Annotated in this window: 15 protein-coding genes; 8 read left to right on the top strand and 7 right to left on the bottom strand. The window is 38.8% G+C overall.

From position 1 onward, the window contains the following. On the top strand, window positions 1–289 hold a 289-nt coding region (locus EO95_RS17905), incomplete at its 5' end, for a hypothetical protein (protein ID WP_162197363.1). Between the two features lie 286 nt (window positions 290–575). Next, window positions 576–1337: a hypothetical protein gene (locus EO95_RS14085; protein WP_048135638.1), complete on the top strand. Its 762-nt coding sequence runs from the start codon at window positions 576–578 to the stop codon at window positions 1335–1337. Window positions 1338–1370: 33 nt separating this feature from the next. Here EO95_RS14085 and EO95_RS14080 read toward each other — a convergent pair whose 3' ends face one another. Continuing rightward, entirely contained in the window at window positions 1371–2954 is a 1584-nt protein-coding gene (locus tag EO95_RS14080; RefSeq protein ID WP_048135635.1) for a serine hydrolase, read from the bottom strand. A gap of 247 nt (window positions 2955–3201) precedes the next feature. On the opposite strand from EO95_RS14080, the gene EO95_RS14075 reads away from it, so the two are divergent. Beyond that, the gene (locus EO95_RS14075) at window positions 3202–4476 is read left to right on the top strand and encodes a tyrosine-type recombinase/integrase (RefSeq protein WP_048135633.1); all 1275 of its coding nucleotides are present in this window, start codon (window positions 3202–3204) and stop codon (window positions 4474–4476) included. Window positions 4477–4753: 277 nt separating this feature from the next. Here the strand turns inward: EO95_RS14075 and EO95_RS17725 are convergent, their stop codons facing one another. Together EO95_RS17725 and EO95_RS14070 are read right to left on the bottom strand one after the other, a co-directional pair. Further along, window positions 4754–4918, bottom strand: coding sequence for a hypothetical protein (locus tag EO95_RS17725; RefSeq protein WP_156164073.1), 165 nt, complete (start codon window positions 4916–4918; stop codon window positions 4754–4756). Window positions 4919–5375: 457 nt separating this feature from the next. Next, window positions 5376–5672: a ribbon-helix-helix domain-containing protein gene (locus EO95_RS14070; RefSeq protein WP_048135631.1), complete on the bottom strand. Its 297-nt coding sequence runs from the start codon at window positions 5670–5672 to the stop codon at window positions 5376–5378. Between the two features lie 202 nt (window positions 5673–5874). On the opposite strand from EO95_RS14070, the gene EO95_RS14065 reads away from it, so the two are divergent. After that, complete coding sequence (locus EO95_RS14065; RefSeq protein ID WP_156164072.1) at window positions 5875–6651, top strand: hypothetical protein; 777 nt, start codon at window positions 5875–5877, stop codon at window positions 6649–6651. 586 nt (window positions 6652–7237) lie between these two features. On the opposite strand, the gene EO95_RS14060 is transcribed toward EO95_RS14065, so the two are convergent. After that, on the bottom strand, window positions 7238–7738 hold the full coding sequence (locus EO95_RS14060; protein WP_048135625.1) for a DUF4352 domain-containing protein: 501 nt from the start codon (window positions 7736–7738) through the stop codon (window positions 7238–7240). A 517-nt stretch (window positions 7739–8255) separates the two neighbouring features. Between EO95_RS14060 and EO95_RS14055 the strand changes: the two genes are divergently transcribed. Continuing rightward, window positions 8256–9383 (top strand): hypothetical protein, encoded by a 1128-nt coding sequence (locus EO95_RS14055; RefSeq protein WP_156164071.1) that lies wholly within the window; start codon window positions 8256–8258, stop codon window positions 9381–9383. A gap of 609 nt (window positions 9384–9992) precedes the next feature. On the opposite strand, the gene EO95_RS14050 is transcribed toward EO95_RS14055, so the two are convergent. Both EO95_RS14050 and EO95_RS14045 read right to left on the bottom strand, forming a co-directional pair. Beyond that, a complete protein-coding gene (locus EO95_RS14050; protein ID WP_048135621.1) occupies window positions 9993–10772 on the bottom strand; it encodes a hypothetical protein in 780 nt (259 codons plus the stop codon). Continuing rightward, the gene (locus EO95_RS14045; protein WP_048135618.1) at window positions 10747–11862 is read right to left on the bottom strand and encodes a ParA family protein; all 1116 of its coding nucleotides are present in this window, start codon (window positions 11860–11862) and stop codon (window positions 10747–10749) included. The genes EO95_RS14050 and EO95_RS14045 overlap by 26 nt, the downstream gene beginning before the upstream one ends. A gap of 794 nt (window positions 11863–12656) precedes the next feature. Here EO95_RS14045 and EO95_RS14035 point away from each other — a divergent pair. Both EO95_RS14035 and EO95_RS14030 read left to right on the top strand, forming a co-directional pair. Then, window positions 12657–13103 carry a hypothetical protein gene (locus EO95_RS14035; RefSeq protein WP_048135613.1) on the top strand — a complete coding sequence of 149 codons (447 nt, stop codon included), beginning with the start codon at window positions 12657–12659 and terminating at the stop codon, window positions 13101–13103. Between the two features lie 9 nt (window positions 13104–13112). Further along, complete coding sequence (locus EO95_RS14030) at window positions 13113–13337, top strand: hypothetical protein (protein ID WP_048135611.1); 225 nt, start codon at window positions 13113–13115, stop codon at window positions 13335–13337. Window positions 13338–13420: 83 nt separating this feature from the next. Here EO95_RS14030 and EO95_RS14025 read toward each other — a convergent pair whose 3' ends face one another. After that, on the bottom strand, window positions 13421–14671 hold the full coding sequence (locus tag EO95_RS14025) for a hypothetical protein (protein ID WP_048135609.1): 1251 nt from the start codon (window positions 14669–14671) through the stop codon (window positions 13421–13423). Window positions 14672–15675: 1004 nt separating this feature from the next. On the opposite strand from EO95_RS14025, the gene EO95_RS14020 reads away from it, so the two are divergent. Beyond that, on the top strand, window positions 15676–16395 hold the full coding sequence (locus EO95_RS14020) for a hypothetical protein (RefSeq protein ID WP_048135607.1): 720 nt from the start codon (window positions 15676–15678) through the stop codon (window positions 16393–16395). Window positions 16396–17167: the final 772 nt, after the last annotated feature.

Below are 17167 nucleotides of genomic sequence, written 5' to 3'. Positions count from 1 at the left end.
TCCAATAACAAAAGACTTCCACAATGAGAAATCCCTTGGTGACCAGGACCAGGACCGCCTTAGAGATGGATCATGCACATTATCCAGCAGGTCTTCTAACTCCAATGGTGACTGTGACCGCCTTAGAGATGGATCATGCACATTATCCAGCAGATCTTCTAACTCCAATGGTGACTGTGACCGCCTTAGAGACGGATCATGCACATTATCCAGCAGGTCTTCTAACTGCAACGGTGACAGAGACCGCCTTAGAGACGGATCCTGTATCTTACCTGCTACTTCACTCTAACTGTAAAGGTGCATCTTTAGGATAAGAGACCGGGACTAAACCTGTCTCAATAAAGCTTAATGAAAATAGAATTGAAGATTTCGAAAACCCATAGATCCAGCCATGTAAATGGCAGGTAATCGATCAATAAAAATCAGGGGTTTTTCGGAATCTTCTTTAATTCCATTCTTTTATCCTGACATTGATTAAATGAAATTCTAAACTAAAGCCGAATCTTCATAGTTCTTTTGAGAGTAAACATCCTTATGAAGTAACCGATACATTGTATACTGAACAGAGGGATGACTTGAGAGACGAGCAAAGATCGAATGGCCCCAGGAAGATTGAAGTTCTTGCTGCTGAAAATAAAAAATGGTCGGGAAGTTTAACAGAAGCTATAAAAGTGCTGGCAGCGTTGGTGTTCGCACTTGCAATGGCAACCGTTATCCTGCTTATATTGGTGCCGGAAGTCGGCCTTCTGATGGGGAATGTTTTTGTTACGGTTTTTCCTGCAATGATAATGGCTATCAGTGTGCTGGCACTCATTTTTCTTGTAATATATCTTTATGAGTCCAGGCTGAAGGTCAGGTATGAGGGGAAACTCAGGGAAATTAACTCCAGCCTCCAACAACTCTCATCACCCCTCAGGGTTGCGATCATCACGGGCATGAACCTCATATTTTTAGCTGTGATAAATTTATTCTGGACGAGTGTGCGTGTGGTTGTAAACATCACAGGAGACCAGCCCCCGGAGATCGTGCCGTTGTTTTCACAGGAATTTGCGGGAATTCTTCCATACCTGAACCTGCTCATCATTTTGACAATTATCGCGAACCTGCTCTATCTTGTAATTAAGATCAAATGGATACCCCTGGCCATGGAAACAGCACTCAGTATTGCTTCAGCTGCCCTGTTATATGCTGTTCTAACGGTTTTTCCTTTCAATCCCGCCTTAAATTCAGGTACACTACTGGCCATCAAATTAGGCCTGACATTTGTCCTTGTGATGACACTGATCGGGGCGGCAAAGAATCTCCTGAAAACTATAACTTTCACGATACGGAAGTAAAAAAGAGAAATATAAAAAAATAGAGGAAGAAATTTAATTTTCTCCTTCCTCAAGCCTCCCACCAAATTCTACATCTCCATACCATGTCGGATCCTGTAACAGTATGGTCAGCTGATCATCCTGAAAAGTATGAGTTACCTTATAGTGATTTACATTTGCGACCTCATCGACGTAAGCAACAAAAACATTGTCTGACTCCCACGATCCTTTCCCTGCCGCAGGGAGACCATAGTCTCCGGGAGAGAATCTAGAGACGTTATCCAGCCCCAGAAGAAACTCTAACGTCTGATTTTCCGGCAGTCCCACTCTGAGTAAAGCCTCCCCCTTTTCCTCATCAAAAGTTAAAGCAAGAGTCTGAAGGTCCAGAGGATTGGAATCGAGAACATATGTTTTGCCTTCGATTTTTTTCGCCATCTCGGGCAGAGGCTTAACAGGTTCAGGTTCTGGAGGCTCGGCAACGGCATATATTTTTTCCTGAAGCCTTTCATAGGCGACGGGATTTTCAGGGAGAGGCTGATCTGATTTCAGAGCTGCAACAAGGAAAGGAGCAATCTCATCCATATCAAAACCGCCACCAGTGGTTACTACTATGAGATTTTTTTCAGGTACGACAGTTATTAGTTGAGTCCCACGCCCTCTTGCCTCATAACGTGCAGGAAGATCATCGATTGGAATCCACCACTGGTAACCATATCCATCAGCCTTACCGTCCTCAGAAATAGCCTGTGTTTGTGTAGACTTTGCCACCCATTCTGCCGGAACTATCTGTTTTCCATCCCATGTCCCGTTATTAAGATAGAGGTACCCGAATTTGGCCATATCATGAGGGGTCAAATGCAGATCTCCCCATCCGTGGTTATTCCCCTGTGGATCAGAAGGCCAGATGACATTGGAGATCCCAAGGGGCTCAAAGAGACTTTTATTGGCATACTCCAGCTCGTTCATGCCGGTGGTCTCGCTGATGATCCCTGAGAGAAGGTGGGAATTGGGGCTGCAGTAGACGAAGCGGGTTCCCGGTTCTTCTGCCATTGGCATGTCAAGCGTAAACTGGATCCAGTCAGGACTATCTCCCATCTGCTCTAGAGTAACTTCGTAAGGCTCATTAACGCATTCAAAACCCGATCTCATGGTAAGGAGGTCTTCCAGAGTCATTGCCTTTTTATTTGCATCAACATTCGCAACAGTACGATTCGGGAAAAACTCCAGGACTGGCTGATCGACACCTGAAATGTACCCTTCGGAAATTGCGATACCTATCAGGGTTCCTGTAAAACTTTTGGTAACGGAAGCGACATCGTGTACTGAACCATTAGCAAAAGGATAAAAGTAGACATCAGTCACGACGTATCCATTACGTATAATCAACAGGCTGTGGATGTTAATGTCCTTTTCCTGGATGTAATCCAGTGCCTCAGCCAGTTTTTCCGAGTCCAACCCCTGCTGCTCAGGTGTTGAAGTTCTCCAGCCATCAGTGGGCCAGTATGTAGCTGACTCTATAACTGCTTCAGTACCCGATTCATTGCCTGACTCCGGCTCCTCAACGCAACCAGAGGCTGCGAGCATGACCACTAAAACCACCAGTAATCCGATAAATTTCAAGTTTCCTGTACCCCTCATTACTTCTACCCCCCAGATAACCCTATATTTGCCCATTTCTACCTAAAAATAGTGACAATATACCTTGAATTACAAATAATATATTCCTTACAGTATATAATAAACACTTTACTCATAAAAATCAAACCTTTCCCCGGGGAAAAGTAAGGCAGTTTATCTAACTTCAGGGTAATTAAGGGGTTGAGCAAGATGCTAATCGGTATATTCAACAAAAGAGCAATATATCATAACGGAGTCTATAAAAAATATGAAAGTTACAGAATTGAGGCAGGACACTACTATCATTGAATGGCTTGAGACGATGAACTCCAAGCCAAACACTGAAAAAGCATACTTGCAGGGGATGCAGGACTTTACAGAATTCACAGGAAAAGATCCCGAAACCTTGCTTACAGAAGCGGAGGAAGACATAAGATCTGGGCGATTGATGAGACAAAGACAGATCAAAAGGGATTTAATAGGCTTTAGGAAGCATTTACAAGGCTCAGGAAAAGCACCGTATACGGTTAAGGGCAGGATAGTAGGGGTGAAATCTTTTTTTGAAACCTTTGATGTTGAAATACCCAAACTGCCTAGGACAGGGAAGGCAAAGACATTAGAAAAAAATAAGGAAATCCCAAACAAAGAAGATTTACAGGAAGTCCTAAAAGTCGCTGACCCATTAGAAAAGGGAATTGTGCTAACAGGGGCTTCAAGTGGGCTGGCATCTAATGAAATTTGCAATCTGAAAGTTGGTGAATTCAAAAAGGGTTTTGATCCTGTGACAGGCATCACTACACTGTCTTTGAGGCGTGAAAAAGTTGAGTTTGATTTTATCACATTCCTGAGCCCTGAAGCATCACAAGCAATCTGGGACTACCTGGATTACAGAAGCCGAACGGTCGACACAAACCAAACGAGAAAAAAGTCCAGGCTCGATAAACAAAAGGTTTACACAGATAATGATCATCTTTTTATTTGTAGACAAATTCCTACTGAATTCCTTGATACTAAAGACGACAAACTAAGAAAATTAGACACTAGAGCCTTGACCAAGGTCTATAGGAGACTTGCAGAGAAAGCGAGGAAATCAACTCCGTGCGGTGATTGGGGATTTATTCGGTCACATAATATTCGGAAATACTTTAATTCTGCGTTGTTGAATGCGGGAGCAGACTCATTCTTCGTTGAATATAGCATGGGGCACACACTAGATGACACAAGGGCAGCTTATTTCAGGGCTTCACCTGAGAAATTGAAGGAGATTTATAAAAAGTATATTCCGTTTTTGACAATCTCCAAGGAACTAGATATTTCCGAATCCCCTGAGTATTTGAAAATCAAAAATGAAAATGCGATTTTACAGGCGGAAACGGCACGGCACGTTGTAGAAAGATCGGAATTGAAGGAACTCAGAGCCGAATTTGAAATAATGAAAGAATCCATGGGATTAATTAATATTGAAGCACTAGCAGTGGTTGCAAAGGATCCCAGTATTCTTGAAAGGATAACAAAAAAAACAGAAGAATTAAACAAGAAGTAAATATCCACTTCCGGACTAATTTTTTACTTTTTATGCATAAAACAGACGTAAAGTGAAAAAAGTAATTGAACACCGGCTTTTGTGAACACAGAAATGATTTTGTTATTAAAGAGAGAAAAGTACAGGGGGGAATCCCCCTTAACAAGGCACTTCCGTTGCAACCTCTTTAATTACCGTTGCTAGTGCCTTATCATAAGTACTTCCAAATTCTATCATATACTCAACTATACTCTTTCTCTCCGCGTACATTTTCTTGAAAATAACTACCGACTCAGGATTACAGGTTGACATTGCAACCTCCTGTAAACGAGATATCCAGAATACATGAGATAATCATGTTCTGCATTTCGTCCACATAAACCTTGGAGAATGTAGTTCCGCAAACAGTACGCTCTTTAAAGTATTCCCTAGTTCCGTGAGAGTTTTTTATTCCGTTTTTCAATTTAATTCACCTTTTTTAGTTAATTTAATCAAGTTCTTTCGTTCAGACCTTCTTTAAGGAAGTCCCAACTACTCAAAACCTGATTTTTACTCTTTGTTCCTCTTTCACCCATGTCCTTACAGACACGAGGGGAACATCTCACGTCACTTTTTATTTTCTATATTCCACGATTTCTCGTGGGGATATTCAATATAAAAACAAAACTATATAATAAATTTCATTTTAAATTATTGAGATATGATGTACTGTATGCCAACATTTGAGCTCAATAAGTTTTCATGCGGGTACATTTCTATGAAAAGGGACCTAAGCTAGATGGATTGCGGGGAATCATGAGAAAAGACTGCTGAAACAAACTAAAAGGACAGATATACCGTCAAAAGTAGCTTCCGTAGTTGCCGTAACATACGCCTGATGCCAGGACCTCCTTCAAAGTAATCCAAAACAATCTCAGGCTTCAGGAATTATCCTTGATGCCCTGACGAACTAAAACCTGGGCAGCCTCGTCCCTTGATATGTTTTTAGCCTTTGCAAAAGAATCTATTACCTTTATATCCGAGTCCTGCATGAACACAGGCTCTGCCTCTCCTTCACCCCAGTGCATTAACACGACATTTTTAATCCCAATTTTTGAAATTTGCTTTACGCAAAACTCGAGTGCGTGGCTACGGCTGGAAAATATCTTTTCATCTACAAGCTTGTCCAGCCATTCTGTGAGTTGTTTATCCATTGATACACTGAAACGCTCTTTCATTGAGATGTATTACGTTTTCACAATAAATAAACACATCCATTAAAAGAGAACCAATCGTAACACTCAAATAAAAGGGAAACATGTGTATGATTAATACACCAAATGTAACACACGAATAAAGGAGGATGATTTTGAACTTAAAATTGCAACCTGAAAAAACGAAACTTCAGAAAAGCACCCGAAGAGGTGAAAGAGATGTGGAATGAATTCCAGATGCACAAAGCGCCAACCCGTGGTCCGAAATTCACTCTACAGCAGAACAATTGCTTTGATGCAATATTTACCTTTTGCAGGGGTGAGTACTGTGGCCTATTCCAATGATTCTGGAGTGATGGTCGAGACGTGCGTAAGCCTGCTCGGAGAAACTGACCCTGAAGTCCAAAAACTGCAGAGCCTGCTGAACCATCCCACCGTAAGGATGGAAATTGAAAGCATCATCACTCGGGTAATTGCAAAAGAGCACAACCTCCTCGAACGGCTGGACCTGCTGGAAGAATACCTCGGGGTAAGCGCAAAGACTCATTTTGTGGATATAGATCTGGACTGGGAAGAGATGGACGATGCCGAAAGGCTGATGAATCCCCAGCATAAACGAAAACCCTTCATTCCACTTCCTGAGCGCCTCTCAGAGCTCGAAAAAATTGTTCTTGAAGGAAACGTGCCAAGGAGTGAAAACTCCCTTCTGAGCGGCAATAAAACAGTATTCAGGGCAAATCTGGTTATGAAGGAGTTGCAGAACACAAAGCCGAACCTAGCTGGGAAGATGCTCACCTCGTCAGAAATCTATCTATTTCTCAGCTCGGAATCGGTTTCTGAAGAATGTCGTATATTTGTGAAAAGGTCCAGCAGCAGAGCCATGATTCAAACAATAATGGAGAAAGTAGTCGAACTGTATCCGGACAAGGTTAGGAAAGGAAAGAAGAGGAAGGGAAAAGGAACTTCCTTTTTGATTTTGGAGGAGGATGACAACGGTTTTTGAAACCACAGTACTCGGAAGGTACGGTTTTCCGTACTTTGCCATATTTAGTACGTACGATCTGGCTAACCATTCGAGTGGAAAAATAGTGTTTTTGGAAGGATAATGATAGAAAGTTAACCCATCTGAAGGGCAAGTTGGAAAAGAGAATGGATATCTTCTCACAATAAGTTATAGAGATTGACACGGTTAGATGAGATTGTAAAAAGATTTCATGATATTAATTGGTAAGAAGTGTGTTTCCCATGCTTTCTTTTTGGCTTGACCGTACGTACTCAGTGCGGTCATTTGATCGAACAATTCTTAGTACCCCCGTCAAAATCTTATCAAATCTTTTTTTGAATACCGTGGCCCTGGTGATTTCGCTCGATACGCAAAGGATTATCAGATCGAAAAGCTAAACGAGAACATGCATGAGCAAGCGGTCCATATTGAAATCTTGATCTAGTTCTTCGATTCCAAAATCAATTCCTTATTTCCTGAAAAAATACATGATCTTCGGATCTATTCAAAAGTCAAGTTTTATGAACCTACTTCGGAATCGCAGTACTAGGAAAGCAGTGAATTAAAACAGACAAAAAAAAGGGGATTATTCCCCCAAATAAACTATGCTGTATTCAGGATTTGGCTCCGTGGATAAGGCGCTCTGCAATTGATAAACGATTTGGAATATTTTATGCCCACCAGGACTCACTAATAATTCATTGTCCGCTATTGTCTGAGGATGATTTATTCCATCAGCGTAGGTAGCTGGTATATCTGGACTGTACATCATTCCATCCCATTCCAACGCCCACATATTAGGATTTATGTTATAAGTAGTGTTCCCAGTGTTGTTCATTTCAATAGTTGCGATTACAAAAAAACATCCCGGGTCTGCAGTTTTGAGTTTGTTTAGAAAGGTTGTTTTCAAGACTGTTACTTTGATATCATCGTCTAAAGTATGTTCTTTTATCACTGGTTGAACTGATGTGGGTGCAAGTGTTTGATTTCCTTCGCTGTTATCTACATCAGTCTGGATTTTCTCAGTACATCCAATACAAGACATTGCAAACAATATTAACAATATAATTGGGATCAATTTTGCCATGGTTTAGTTTCTCCGATTCGGTAAGAGATTAATAAACCAACTGGATTACTTAAGTCATTCTTTTTGCTTCTTACGTGGTATACATACACTATTTTCCTTTTGTTCACTTCCAGGATTTCTAAAGCCTCTCTGAACCTGCCTTGAAGATCTGAGAAGTCAGATTCAAGCCCTACAATTTAACCAAATTTAAAAAGATTTTTATATAAAGTGATTTCAGATTATTACAAGTAAAGTCTGTTAACTTATCTGCAGGAAGGAAGTCCTGACATCGAGGGCATGAAGGCACAATAAATCAACTCAAACAGACCGCAATCCGGAAACTCTTTTTACTCTCCTGGGTCAGGTGCACTCTTTAGTTAGGCGAGAAGTCATGGCAAATGTACCGCTGAAAAATCGGATGTACGGATATGAATTGTCTGGAAGCGAGTATCAGCTGATTTTTGAGAAAGACAACATGGGTTACGTCAGGTACACTGACAAGAAGAATGGAATCTTCTGTCTTGACCCGTCTCCATTTTTGAACGATCCACGCAATGAAATCTACGTTATAAGGGACAGGAGAACATGCGACCTGCCACCTAAAGGACAGCTCATAGAAGCGACTGTCAGTGAAACTGAGAGGTTCGATGAAGTTGAAAAGAATGAAGTTCACTCGACCTTGATTAAGTACATGTCCGGCTGGCAGTTTGTGGACCCAAACAAAATCCGAAGCAATCGGCTGTTGAACAAAGAAGAGTTTTTGGACTACATGGCAATTCCATTTGCGAAGAAAAGCAGCAAGGAAGAGAAATATTTCTGGGAACATATCGCCTTTGCTATGGGATTGTACTGTGTATCATCCCCACAGTTGTTTGATTTTGAGCCTGGTGGCATTAACACCATCGTGATGGGAAAGGACATAGGACGGAGTGACTGGAATATATTCAAGCGGGTTGCCAATGTTGTGCCGAAAGAGTTCAGGAACTCAACTTATCCGAATTTTTATAAATCGCTGGAAACGCCTGAGCAGCCCTGTCCTGTGAACAGTACGGAAGTTAACCTGGCATATTTCAACATCAAGGAAGTGCCCATCCATATCCCGATGCCATTCGATGTGGAATTCAGAAGCTACCTCTCGTACAAAGATGAATTAATAGATTCATTGCCGCTGGCGAGAGGATTCATGCTCGATGCATTGCTTTTCCAACCTCAGATCTCAGACAAGCTTCAGAGACGGATAGACGAAGCAATGTATTTCGTTATGGAAGAGATCATTCACGCAGATGCATTGCCATACCAACAAGATATTGGTTCTGTTATACCGAAGTTAACTACTGCTTTTGCTCGCCTTGATACTCAAACAAATGTGACCCTTGAGAACTTGAATGAGGGTAAGTTTTTATGGGCAGATTTAATGACCCAGACAAAGTTTGTCGTAACAGCGACAGTCGATATTGATGAACTGTACAGACAGACTCCTTATGAGGTTCGAGTACTTGGAGAGCTTAAGGAACTCAATGAGACAGGCGTGATTCTCACAATCGAAAACATCAAGAAACATACGAAGATCCCTGAGTGGGAAGTTGAAAAAGCGTTAAAGAAACTGAGTACAAGCGGGTACATATATTACAGATGTGATGGCACGATTGGAATTATCGAGTTTTAACTGAAGGGGCAAGAAATTTATCTATAATCTATAGCTGGAGGAAAGAACAAGGGTGACAGTTTTAATAATATCCAATAATTAATCTGGTTCTTTAAAAATAGTTAGATTTCTTGAAGAAGTTTGGTTCTAATATGGTAGCTTCTTTTTCACAAAGGGCATGTCTGCAGGAAAGCCACAGACTGATAATCTCAAGCCATTTTAAGCCACCACAAGCCCTATTTATACGGCAGTGAACTGTTTATCATTATTAGAATAAGTCGCTTAGAATTCTGAAATTATACAGAGAGAGACAAAAATCTCAAAGGTTGTTCTTTCTCTTGAATTTCTTTGTGATGTCATGCAGGATACCTGGGGAATTGCCACAAAAAACATCCAAATAAGTTAAAATGTTGTTATGAAAACTAAGGGAAATGAGATTTATTTTAAAGCAATTCAACTGCTTTCTGATTAGTCGATGTTTGAACCTGCAAAAAGAATTGTTATAGGTAATTCTGAGATCCTTTTTACTGAAAAAAGAAAGGTCATTTTTCAACAGTACAGAACTTTTAGTTTTTAATCTAAAAATGGAAAAATTAAGAAAATCATAAAAATAAAATCATAAAAAGGGATTTAAGCAATCCCTAATTTATTAAAAAACTCTTTTGATTCTTCAGTTTCAACCCATTGGTAAGCCCTGATACCATGTTCGTCGTTAGTTTTTCTTAGATTATTCTTGAAAATTTGAGTTAATCTATGAATCATCTCATAAATTTTTTGTTTTGGGACGCCATACGTATCTACAAGTTCTATTAAAGATACACAATTATCTTTTGATCGCAAAAGTAAAAGCATATCCCATAAATTAGTTCTTTGTAAACTAGCAAGACCTTTTTTAGAAATCTTAATCTCTTTATTTTCAGTAGGGTTTGCTACGGGGGATGTTTGATCTGTGATTTTTTCATCCGTTGATTTGAGCACATCACCTATGGCCTTGATGTCTTCAAGAGGAGTCTGGCTATCAATATTACTGATGGCATTTTCAAAATTTGTAGATTTAATTTTTGGAGAACGTTTTTTATATATCCTTAAAGACTTAACCTGATTTTCTAGTTCTTTCAATCTCAGGGAATGTTCCGCAAGACTCTGGTTGACAGGTTTCATTTTTGACTGCAAATGAGCAATGTGGACATTAATCAGCTCACCGAAGTTATAATCTGTTAACATTTCATTGATACGTTTTTGTTCTTCAATGAACTTATCAGTTGTTCTCGGATTACAATTCGAATACAGTCCCTTCAACCTCATGATTAGTTCTTCTCTGAACTCACAGGGGGCAAAAAGTATAAAGGGAATCGAATCATAAAATGTCGATTCTAATGCCCTCTCAGTGTCTGGTTCCCACGTCAACATTGTCTAGCTCCAATATTTTCTTTCCTTTTTTTCCCTGATACATGATGTCCTTGAACACAGGGGTTTTCTTCTTTAAGGTAACTGCTTCAATTATCCTTAACTTAGCTCGCAGTCTATTTGCAGAATTGATATTCCAATTTTCAAAAAAGTTTGGCCTCGGTTGACTGATTTTACGAGCAATTTCACCACAAAGGTCCTCATAATCGTTAATTCTTCCATATACCTGATAGACCTTATTTTTCTTGCTCTTGTCTTCGCGGATACCGTTATCGCATACGTACTGGCCAAGGACGTCCTTCAAAGCACTAAACACAGCGTTTTTGATAGGGTGCCCTTCCGTCATCGATATTAATTCCTCGATATCGTCCTCATGGTACTTTGTAAGTGCTAGTGTCAAATTAGGTTTTTCGAGGATTCCGTAAGAGGGGCTTGATTGCATATTCAGCCAGTCGATTACATGTTGCAACCCCAAAGCTGCTTCGAGTCCGTCAACAGGACATATGATCTCATCGGATGCCTGCAATGCAAGCTGACACAAAAGACTTCCTTCAAGAGCCGGAGCCGTATCTAAGATAACATAATCGAAATATTCTAAGAACTTCCGGATGGCAGCCTTGAAACGCTTTCCAATTTGCCTTTGCTCATAAGCAAGGGTTAAGGAACCCGATAATTTTTTTATAGTCAAAGCAGCAACATCTTCTGCAAACTGGCTACCTGGCAGAAGTGCAATAGTTCCATGCTTCCCATCAAAACCTTGCAATTTGTATAAATACTTGAAATGAATAGATATAGGTAAGTGCATTTGCTGTTCAAGGAAATCTTCATTTTCCATGAGGTTAAAGCACTCTGTAAGGCGGCGGTCCTGAAACAAATCATCTGAGATTCCCATCCTTTGCGAGAGGTTACATTGGGAATCACAGTCAATAAACAACACATTCTTTCCGGACCGTGCCAAATACACTCCTTCTGCTATACTGGTGCTGGTTTTGCCGCACCCTCCCTTATTGTTCATAAAAGCTAAAACCTTGGCTTCTTTAGCTCTTTCACTATCTAATGGGGGGAGTTTTATTTTATGGCCAATAGTTTTCATAATATTCTCCTTAAACTGAATTATCTAACTTTCTATTGGATGACAGAAAGTTAAGGGTAAAATAGGTACTTATCTTATATAAACTGTTTGAATTGACCCAAAATTCGTGCAAAAAATCGATGAATTTGGCTTCTATATTTTTTAGTAAGATTTTAGAGGAGGCAAAATTCAGTAAAAAATTACACGAATTTCGGTCCCGTTGCAAAAAATCGATGAATTTGGCTTCTATATTTTTTAGTATGATTTTAGAAGAGGCAAAATTCAGTAAAAAATTACACGAATTTCGGTTCCGTTTCAAAAGTTTATAATTGACCCAAATTCGTGCAAAAAATCGATGAATTTGGCTTCTATATTTTTTAGTATGATTTTAGAAGATGCAAAATTCAGTAAAAAATCACACGAATTTTGGTTCCGTTGCAGAAAGTTACTAGAGGGATTCACTGAAATAAGTAGAAATTTAGGAGTATATGTATGCCAGTAAATTCCCTTAAATGGGATTATATAAAGCATTAACAGAAGAAGCTATGACGCGATGGGGATTGATCCTGAGAGTGATGATTACCCATACTTTTTAATTTTAGGCAAAAATACATCAGTCTTAAGAAAACCTACTATATTTTTGAATTTTAGTATCGAAACGAAGGCATTTTTAGTTAGAGTTGATGATGCCGTTTTTACAAATATTTTTTTTAAAAATATAAAAAAATTTACTAATACATCCTGATCATTATATTACCTAAAAAAAATGAGGGATTTGTATTAGATTAAGTTCATTTGATACATTCGATACCGATGTGGAATTTATTCAAAATTGGGATCCGAGTAATCAAACCGTCTATGAGCTAAAGCCAATATATACAAGGGCTTTTTTCACTGCTATTGAATTAAAAAAAAGGGGGCTAGATAAAGATAACGTCTCAGAAGAGGTTTCGAGGTATTTTCGATATGTTGAATCCCCAGACTGTCGCCATGAGCCAGAAGGATATACCATTAATGATATTAACCGGATGTTAGTTCATCCGAGAATAATAAACCTGAATAGAGTTATTGCTACGGATTATGAAGGGAATTGCTTACTGAAACTTAATATTGACAATTGGGGAAATACTTTAAAATTCGGGTTTCAGGTTCGATCTTTAGCACGGATTTGGAAAATCCTATCCAATAAAAAGAAATATGAAGATAATAAATGTTTTTCCTCAGCAGAAGACTTATCAAAAGACAAAATATTTGATACATGAGGAAATAAAATGGTAGAAGCAAAGAGAAGACTAATCCCAGAATTTGAGACATTGGCTACAGAATATACAACTGACTATCTAACAATGGTCGCTTGTGATATTGAAGATGCTTTACTGCAATGTGGTGCAAAACCCGGAATTGATTACAATTATTTGGATCTGTTTAAGATGGCGGTGGAGTATTCCAAAAGTGCACCGTTATATAAGCTTGTAGAAGCCGTGAAAAAACTTTAACCATGGAATATTTTCTGAAAAAGGGTCTATGTGGGGATACAAACTACCCATAAATAAAGTCAATGGCATTCTACCTTCGTTTCTTAGCCCCCTATTAGTCCGATCTTGTCGCCACCAGGGAAATACACATGAGATGCTGCTACCAGATTAGCAAGGGTTTCATCAAACCGCCATTCAGGGACGGTAGTATGCAGTCTTAGGTTACTTATTGTCAGTGGGATACCAGTGTCTTTCATGTGTTTAATCTCGGATAACATGCGCCCTTCATCAGGTTTAAGGGCATATGCTTCACTTACACTTCTTTCCATCTCTGTATACCGTTTCGACCTTGCTACGACCCCTGACCACAATTCCATACTTTCCTTCATCTGATCAGCAGACACGAACGTTTTACGGTAAAGTCTAGCAATCGAGGCAGCTAACTTTGGGAGAGCAGATGCAAAACTACGATCGAAAGCAGTATTCCCAGGTCTCTCCATATCATCAGATACCGTGTTTAGAATACCTTCAAGCCTTTTCAAGTACTTTTCTGGTATCACAGGCTGAAACATCAGTGCGTCGATTAAAAACGACCTTGCCATCGGCTTGAAATACTTTGCATTTTCGTCATAGGATTTAAAAGGTTTAAGCTCTACGTCAAACGGTATTGGCAGGTGAATCTGGACACCATACGTTTCTCGGTACGCGAGACTTACCTCGATGCTGTTTATAGGTCTTATACGTTCTGCAGTTTCAAGCAATTTATAATAATGTGACGATGCCGGGCGTCGGAATTCAGTCGGGACAACGGTCAGTACCTTCTTAAATGCCGTCCATCCTTTTTCCTTGCCTTTTCCGCAGAATACCCCGCTGTTCAGACCCCCAGGCTCGAATTCGTTCATCTTTGGAGACGCTACTGCACACATACCTAAAACCAAGCCAGTATCTGTGATGTCGTACCCTGTGCTCCGTAACGGTTCGGTCATTGTTCCAAGAAATTCGTCCACGTTAACTAGTCGGTTACCAATGAGTTTATTTGGGTCTTCAAATGTCCAGCCAACTACGTATTTGATGGTTACTGCCTTAACTCCGTTATTTATTTGGGTATATTTCTTTTCGGACTCGCTGACAGTTGCAGAGATTAACTGACCTTTCGGTGGCACTGGTCCTGCCTTAATAAAATATACTTCGTCATACGGAGTATTCAAAAACGGAGACGGATCAAGGTAAAAAATCCCTTTCGTCTTATCCATGAACCTAACGTAACCCATGTTCTCTTTTTCGAAGATAAGTTGGTATTCACCGCCTGACATTTCAAACCCATACATCCGGTCTCTTAATGGGGAATTAGCCATAAGTTCTCTTCACCTACCATACCTCTTTAAGGTTCCGTTGCAAAAAATTATTAAATCGATACTATGAAATAAACAGAAATTTAAGAGTGTATAATATCCTACATTCGGCAGCAAGCACATCCTAACATATAACTATCCTTAATAGTTATTTTTTTGTAGATAAAGTTAAAAACCAGTATCATACGGACTATATATCTAGTATTATCGGTCTGTTACCCCATTTATTTACCCTTTCTAGAACATGAGCGTTAAGAGTAAACGGTTTATCTGACTTGGCATTCTGCTTCATGTAATGCAAAGTACCTTTAGAAAATGAGTGATATATATTTAAACAAAAAACAGTAGCATAAGTAGGTAGTTACAAAGATTGGAATGTCTGATATACTCCAGGCAATCTGACTTAACTCTATAAGAGCAGTCTACTAGCTAAAAAGAAGAAACAGCAAAGTGCTGTTTAACTTGAAAAGATATTCTGTAAAATCTGCCCGATAATTCCTACAATAAAAGGAATTACCAGTTCTTTGGGTATGCGTAGCTTTCCTTCAACGGATATCTTACCTTCAACTGTGATAAAAGATAAGCTCTCTGTTATGACTTATCGTAACTTCTACAACATGCCATTATTGACTTTTCGGATAGGCTCTAAATCTATTGAAAAATATGTAAAACCGCGACCTAAATAATTAAAATTTTTCATTAAAAACAATGAACAAAATGTCTGAAAAATATTTAAATTTACAGTTGAATTTGATAAAACAGTTTCCTTGAATTCAATATAAACTGTCCTTTATGGCACATAACTATGCACGTATTGGCAATCCCGAAATTTACAGGCAGCGATAATTATGCAACTTGATATGAACCGTGGTAGAAGTGCAATCTGTATTTCAATGTAAGGAGAATGCGGGCATACTTGAGTTTAAGGATAGGTTTCATAACTTAGAAACCTTTATTGATGTAAAAATGTAGCATGATATTCTAATTACTAAAATGTAGGTGTTTAAATGGAAAGCCTCGAACTACAGATAAAAGATATTAGATCAGAACACATCGGCGAGCAGGTTAAAATAAAAGGGAGAGCATTAAACATCGGCACTCAATATCCAGTTTATACTCGTGCAGCGTACCAATGTTTAAGATGTGGGCATATTAGTTATGTAGAACAGGACGGTTTCAAATTAGAAGAACCGTATACCGGCTGTGAAGAAGAAACCTGTGGAAAAAAGGGCCCATTTAAACTGATACTGAAAGAAAGTACAATTATAGATGTTCAAAATATTATTATCCTTGAAGAAATTACTGCCCCTGCCAGAGAATGTATCTTAAAATCAATTAAAAGTTTTTTAATGAGAAGTACTGTAGGGCTTGCTTTAGAAGGTGAGACTTATTATTTCACTGGTAAACTTTCAACTATTGATGCTGGTAAAGGTAAACTTGAATATGTTCTTTATATAGATAAAGTTGAAAATGTACTAAAAGAAGCTCCGGTCCCTTCTTCTGAACCAACTTCAATGAGTATAAGAAATAGAATACGAACTATGAAAGATTGTATAAAGAAAGTATCTGATAACTCAGGGATAAACAAAGCTTCTTTAGATGAAGTTTATAAAATGGTTGAAGAGGAAGGCATTGACAGAAAAACCGCAGAAGAATTAATCAAAAAAATGAAGCAAAAGGGAGATCTAATTGCGACTGATCAGCTTCATATAAGGAGTACACATTAATATTCAATTGTTCCTTTGTTTTATCCGGTTTTACATAAATATAACCACATGCTCTCAATTTATCAAAAGTATTCTTAAAATAAGGCCTTAAAAGTTCTGATTTCTGCTGGAGAAGTTCGTATGTAACCTTTATCCCAGTAGAAGTTAATTATTCAATTTCAGAAAGCAGGAGCTTGTCCCAAAACCAATTTTACTCTCAAATCAGTAGGGTTTCAGAACTTTTTTCCATTCTCAGAAACTCGATTGATATTCAGAATACGAGATTCAAAAAATCAATTTTGAGTTATGGGACAAGCTCTTATACAATTTGTCAATGTTTTTCCCTGATTCTGTTTTAGATTGGATTATGGAATTCGCCCAATAATTCTTGCCTTCATCCAGATCCTTGATGGTTGCAACTCTCCTGTAACGAAGCCTAGCAAAAGAAGTTGCCATTGGTTTATATTCCTTAATATAATCCTTATAAGAAAAGAAACTTTTAAACTCCACTTTAAATGGTAAAGGAATCTGGACAGGAACGTCCCTGATATTTTTGTAAGAAAGACTTGCCTCAGTATTATTTTTAAGCCTAGTGTCGCGTCAATCCTCAAGGATTAAATGGTTCTGAATAGTTGTAATCGATTATATACGATATTTTACTGCTGACGCGACACTAGAGTTGTTTTTTGTTTTTAGATGTGCATAAAAGTTTGGAGAAGAAAGGTTTTTGAATGGATCAGGTATGACTTGCATTATTCTTTTGAATTGAAACCATCTTTCATTAATGTCACCA

It is taken from the genome of Methanosarcina sp. 1.H.T.1A.1 (assembly GCF_000979295.1).
GTDB lineage: Archaea > Halobacteriota > Methanosarcinia > Methanosarcinales > Methanosarcinaceae > Methanosarcina.
Note: the sequence above shows the minus strand (reverse complement) of the source record. Positions and strands in the feature narration are given on the sequence as shown.

What these genes read in the sequence shown, in the direction of transcription:
- EO95_RS14050 (WP_048135621.1), bottom strand. Translation starts at nt 10,772, where the DNA reads ATGTTGACGTGGGAACCAGACACTGAGAGGGCATTAGAATCGACATTT.
- EO95_RS14075 (WP_048135633.1), top strand. Translation starts at nt 3,202, where the DNA reads ATGAAAGTTACAGAATTGAGGCAGGACACTACTATCATTGAATGGCTT.
- EO95_RS14030 (WP_048135611.1), top strand. Translation starts at nt 13,113, where the DNA reads ATGGTAGAAGCAAAGAGAAGACTAATCCCAGAATTTGAGACATTGGCT.
- EO95_RS14025 (WP_048135609.1), bottom strand. Translation starts at nt 14,671, where the DNA reads ATGGCTAATTCCCCATTAAGAGACCGGATGTATGGGTTTGAAATGTCA.
- EO95_RS14080 (WP_048135635.1), bottom strand. Translation starts at nt 2,954, where the DNA reads ATGAGGGGTACAGGAAACTTGAAATTTATCGGATTACTGGTGGTTTTA.
- EO95_RS14045 (WP_048135618.1), bottom strand. Translation starts at nt 11,862, where the DNA reads ATGAAAACTATTGGCCATAAAATAAAACTCCCCCCATTAGATAGTGAA.
- EO95_RS14020 (WP_048135607.1), top strand. Translation starts at nt 15,676, where the DNA reads ATGGAAAGCCTCGAACTACAGATAAAAGATATTAGATCAGAACACATC.
- EO95_RS14060 (WP_048135625.1), bottom strand. Translation starts at nt 7,738, where the DNA reads ATGGCAAAATTGATCCCAATTATATTGTTAATATTGTTTGCAATGTCT.
- EO95_RS14065 (WP_156164072.1), top strand. Translation starts at nt 5,875, where the DNA reads ATGAATTCCAGATGCACAAAGCGCCAACCCGTGGTCCGAAATTCACTC.
- EO95_RS14070 (WP_048135631.1), bottom strand. Translation starts at nt 5,672, where the DNA reads ATGAAAGAGCGTTTCAGTGTATCAATGGATAAACAACTCACAGAATGG.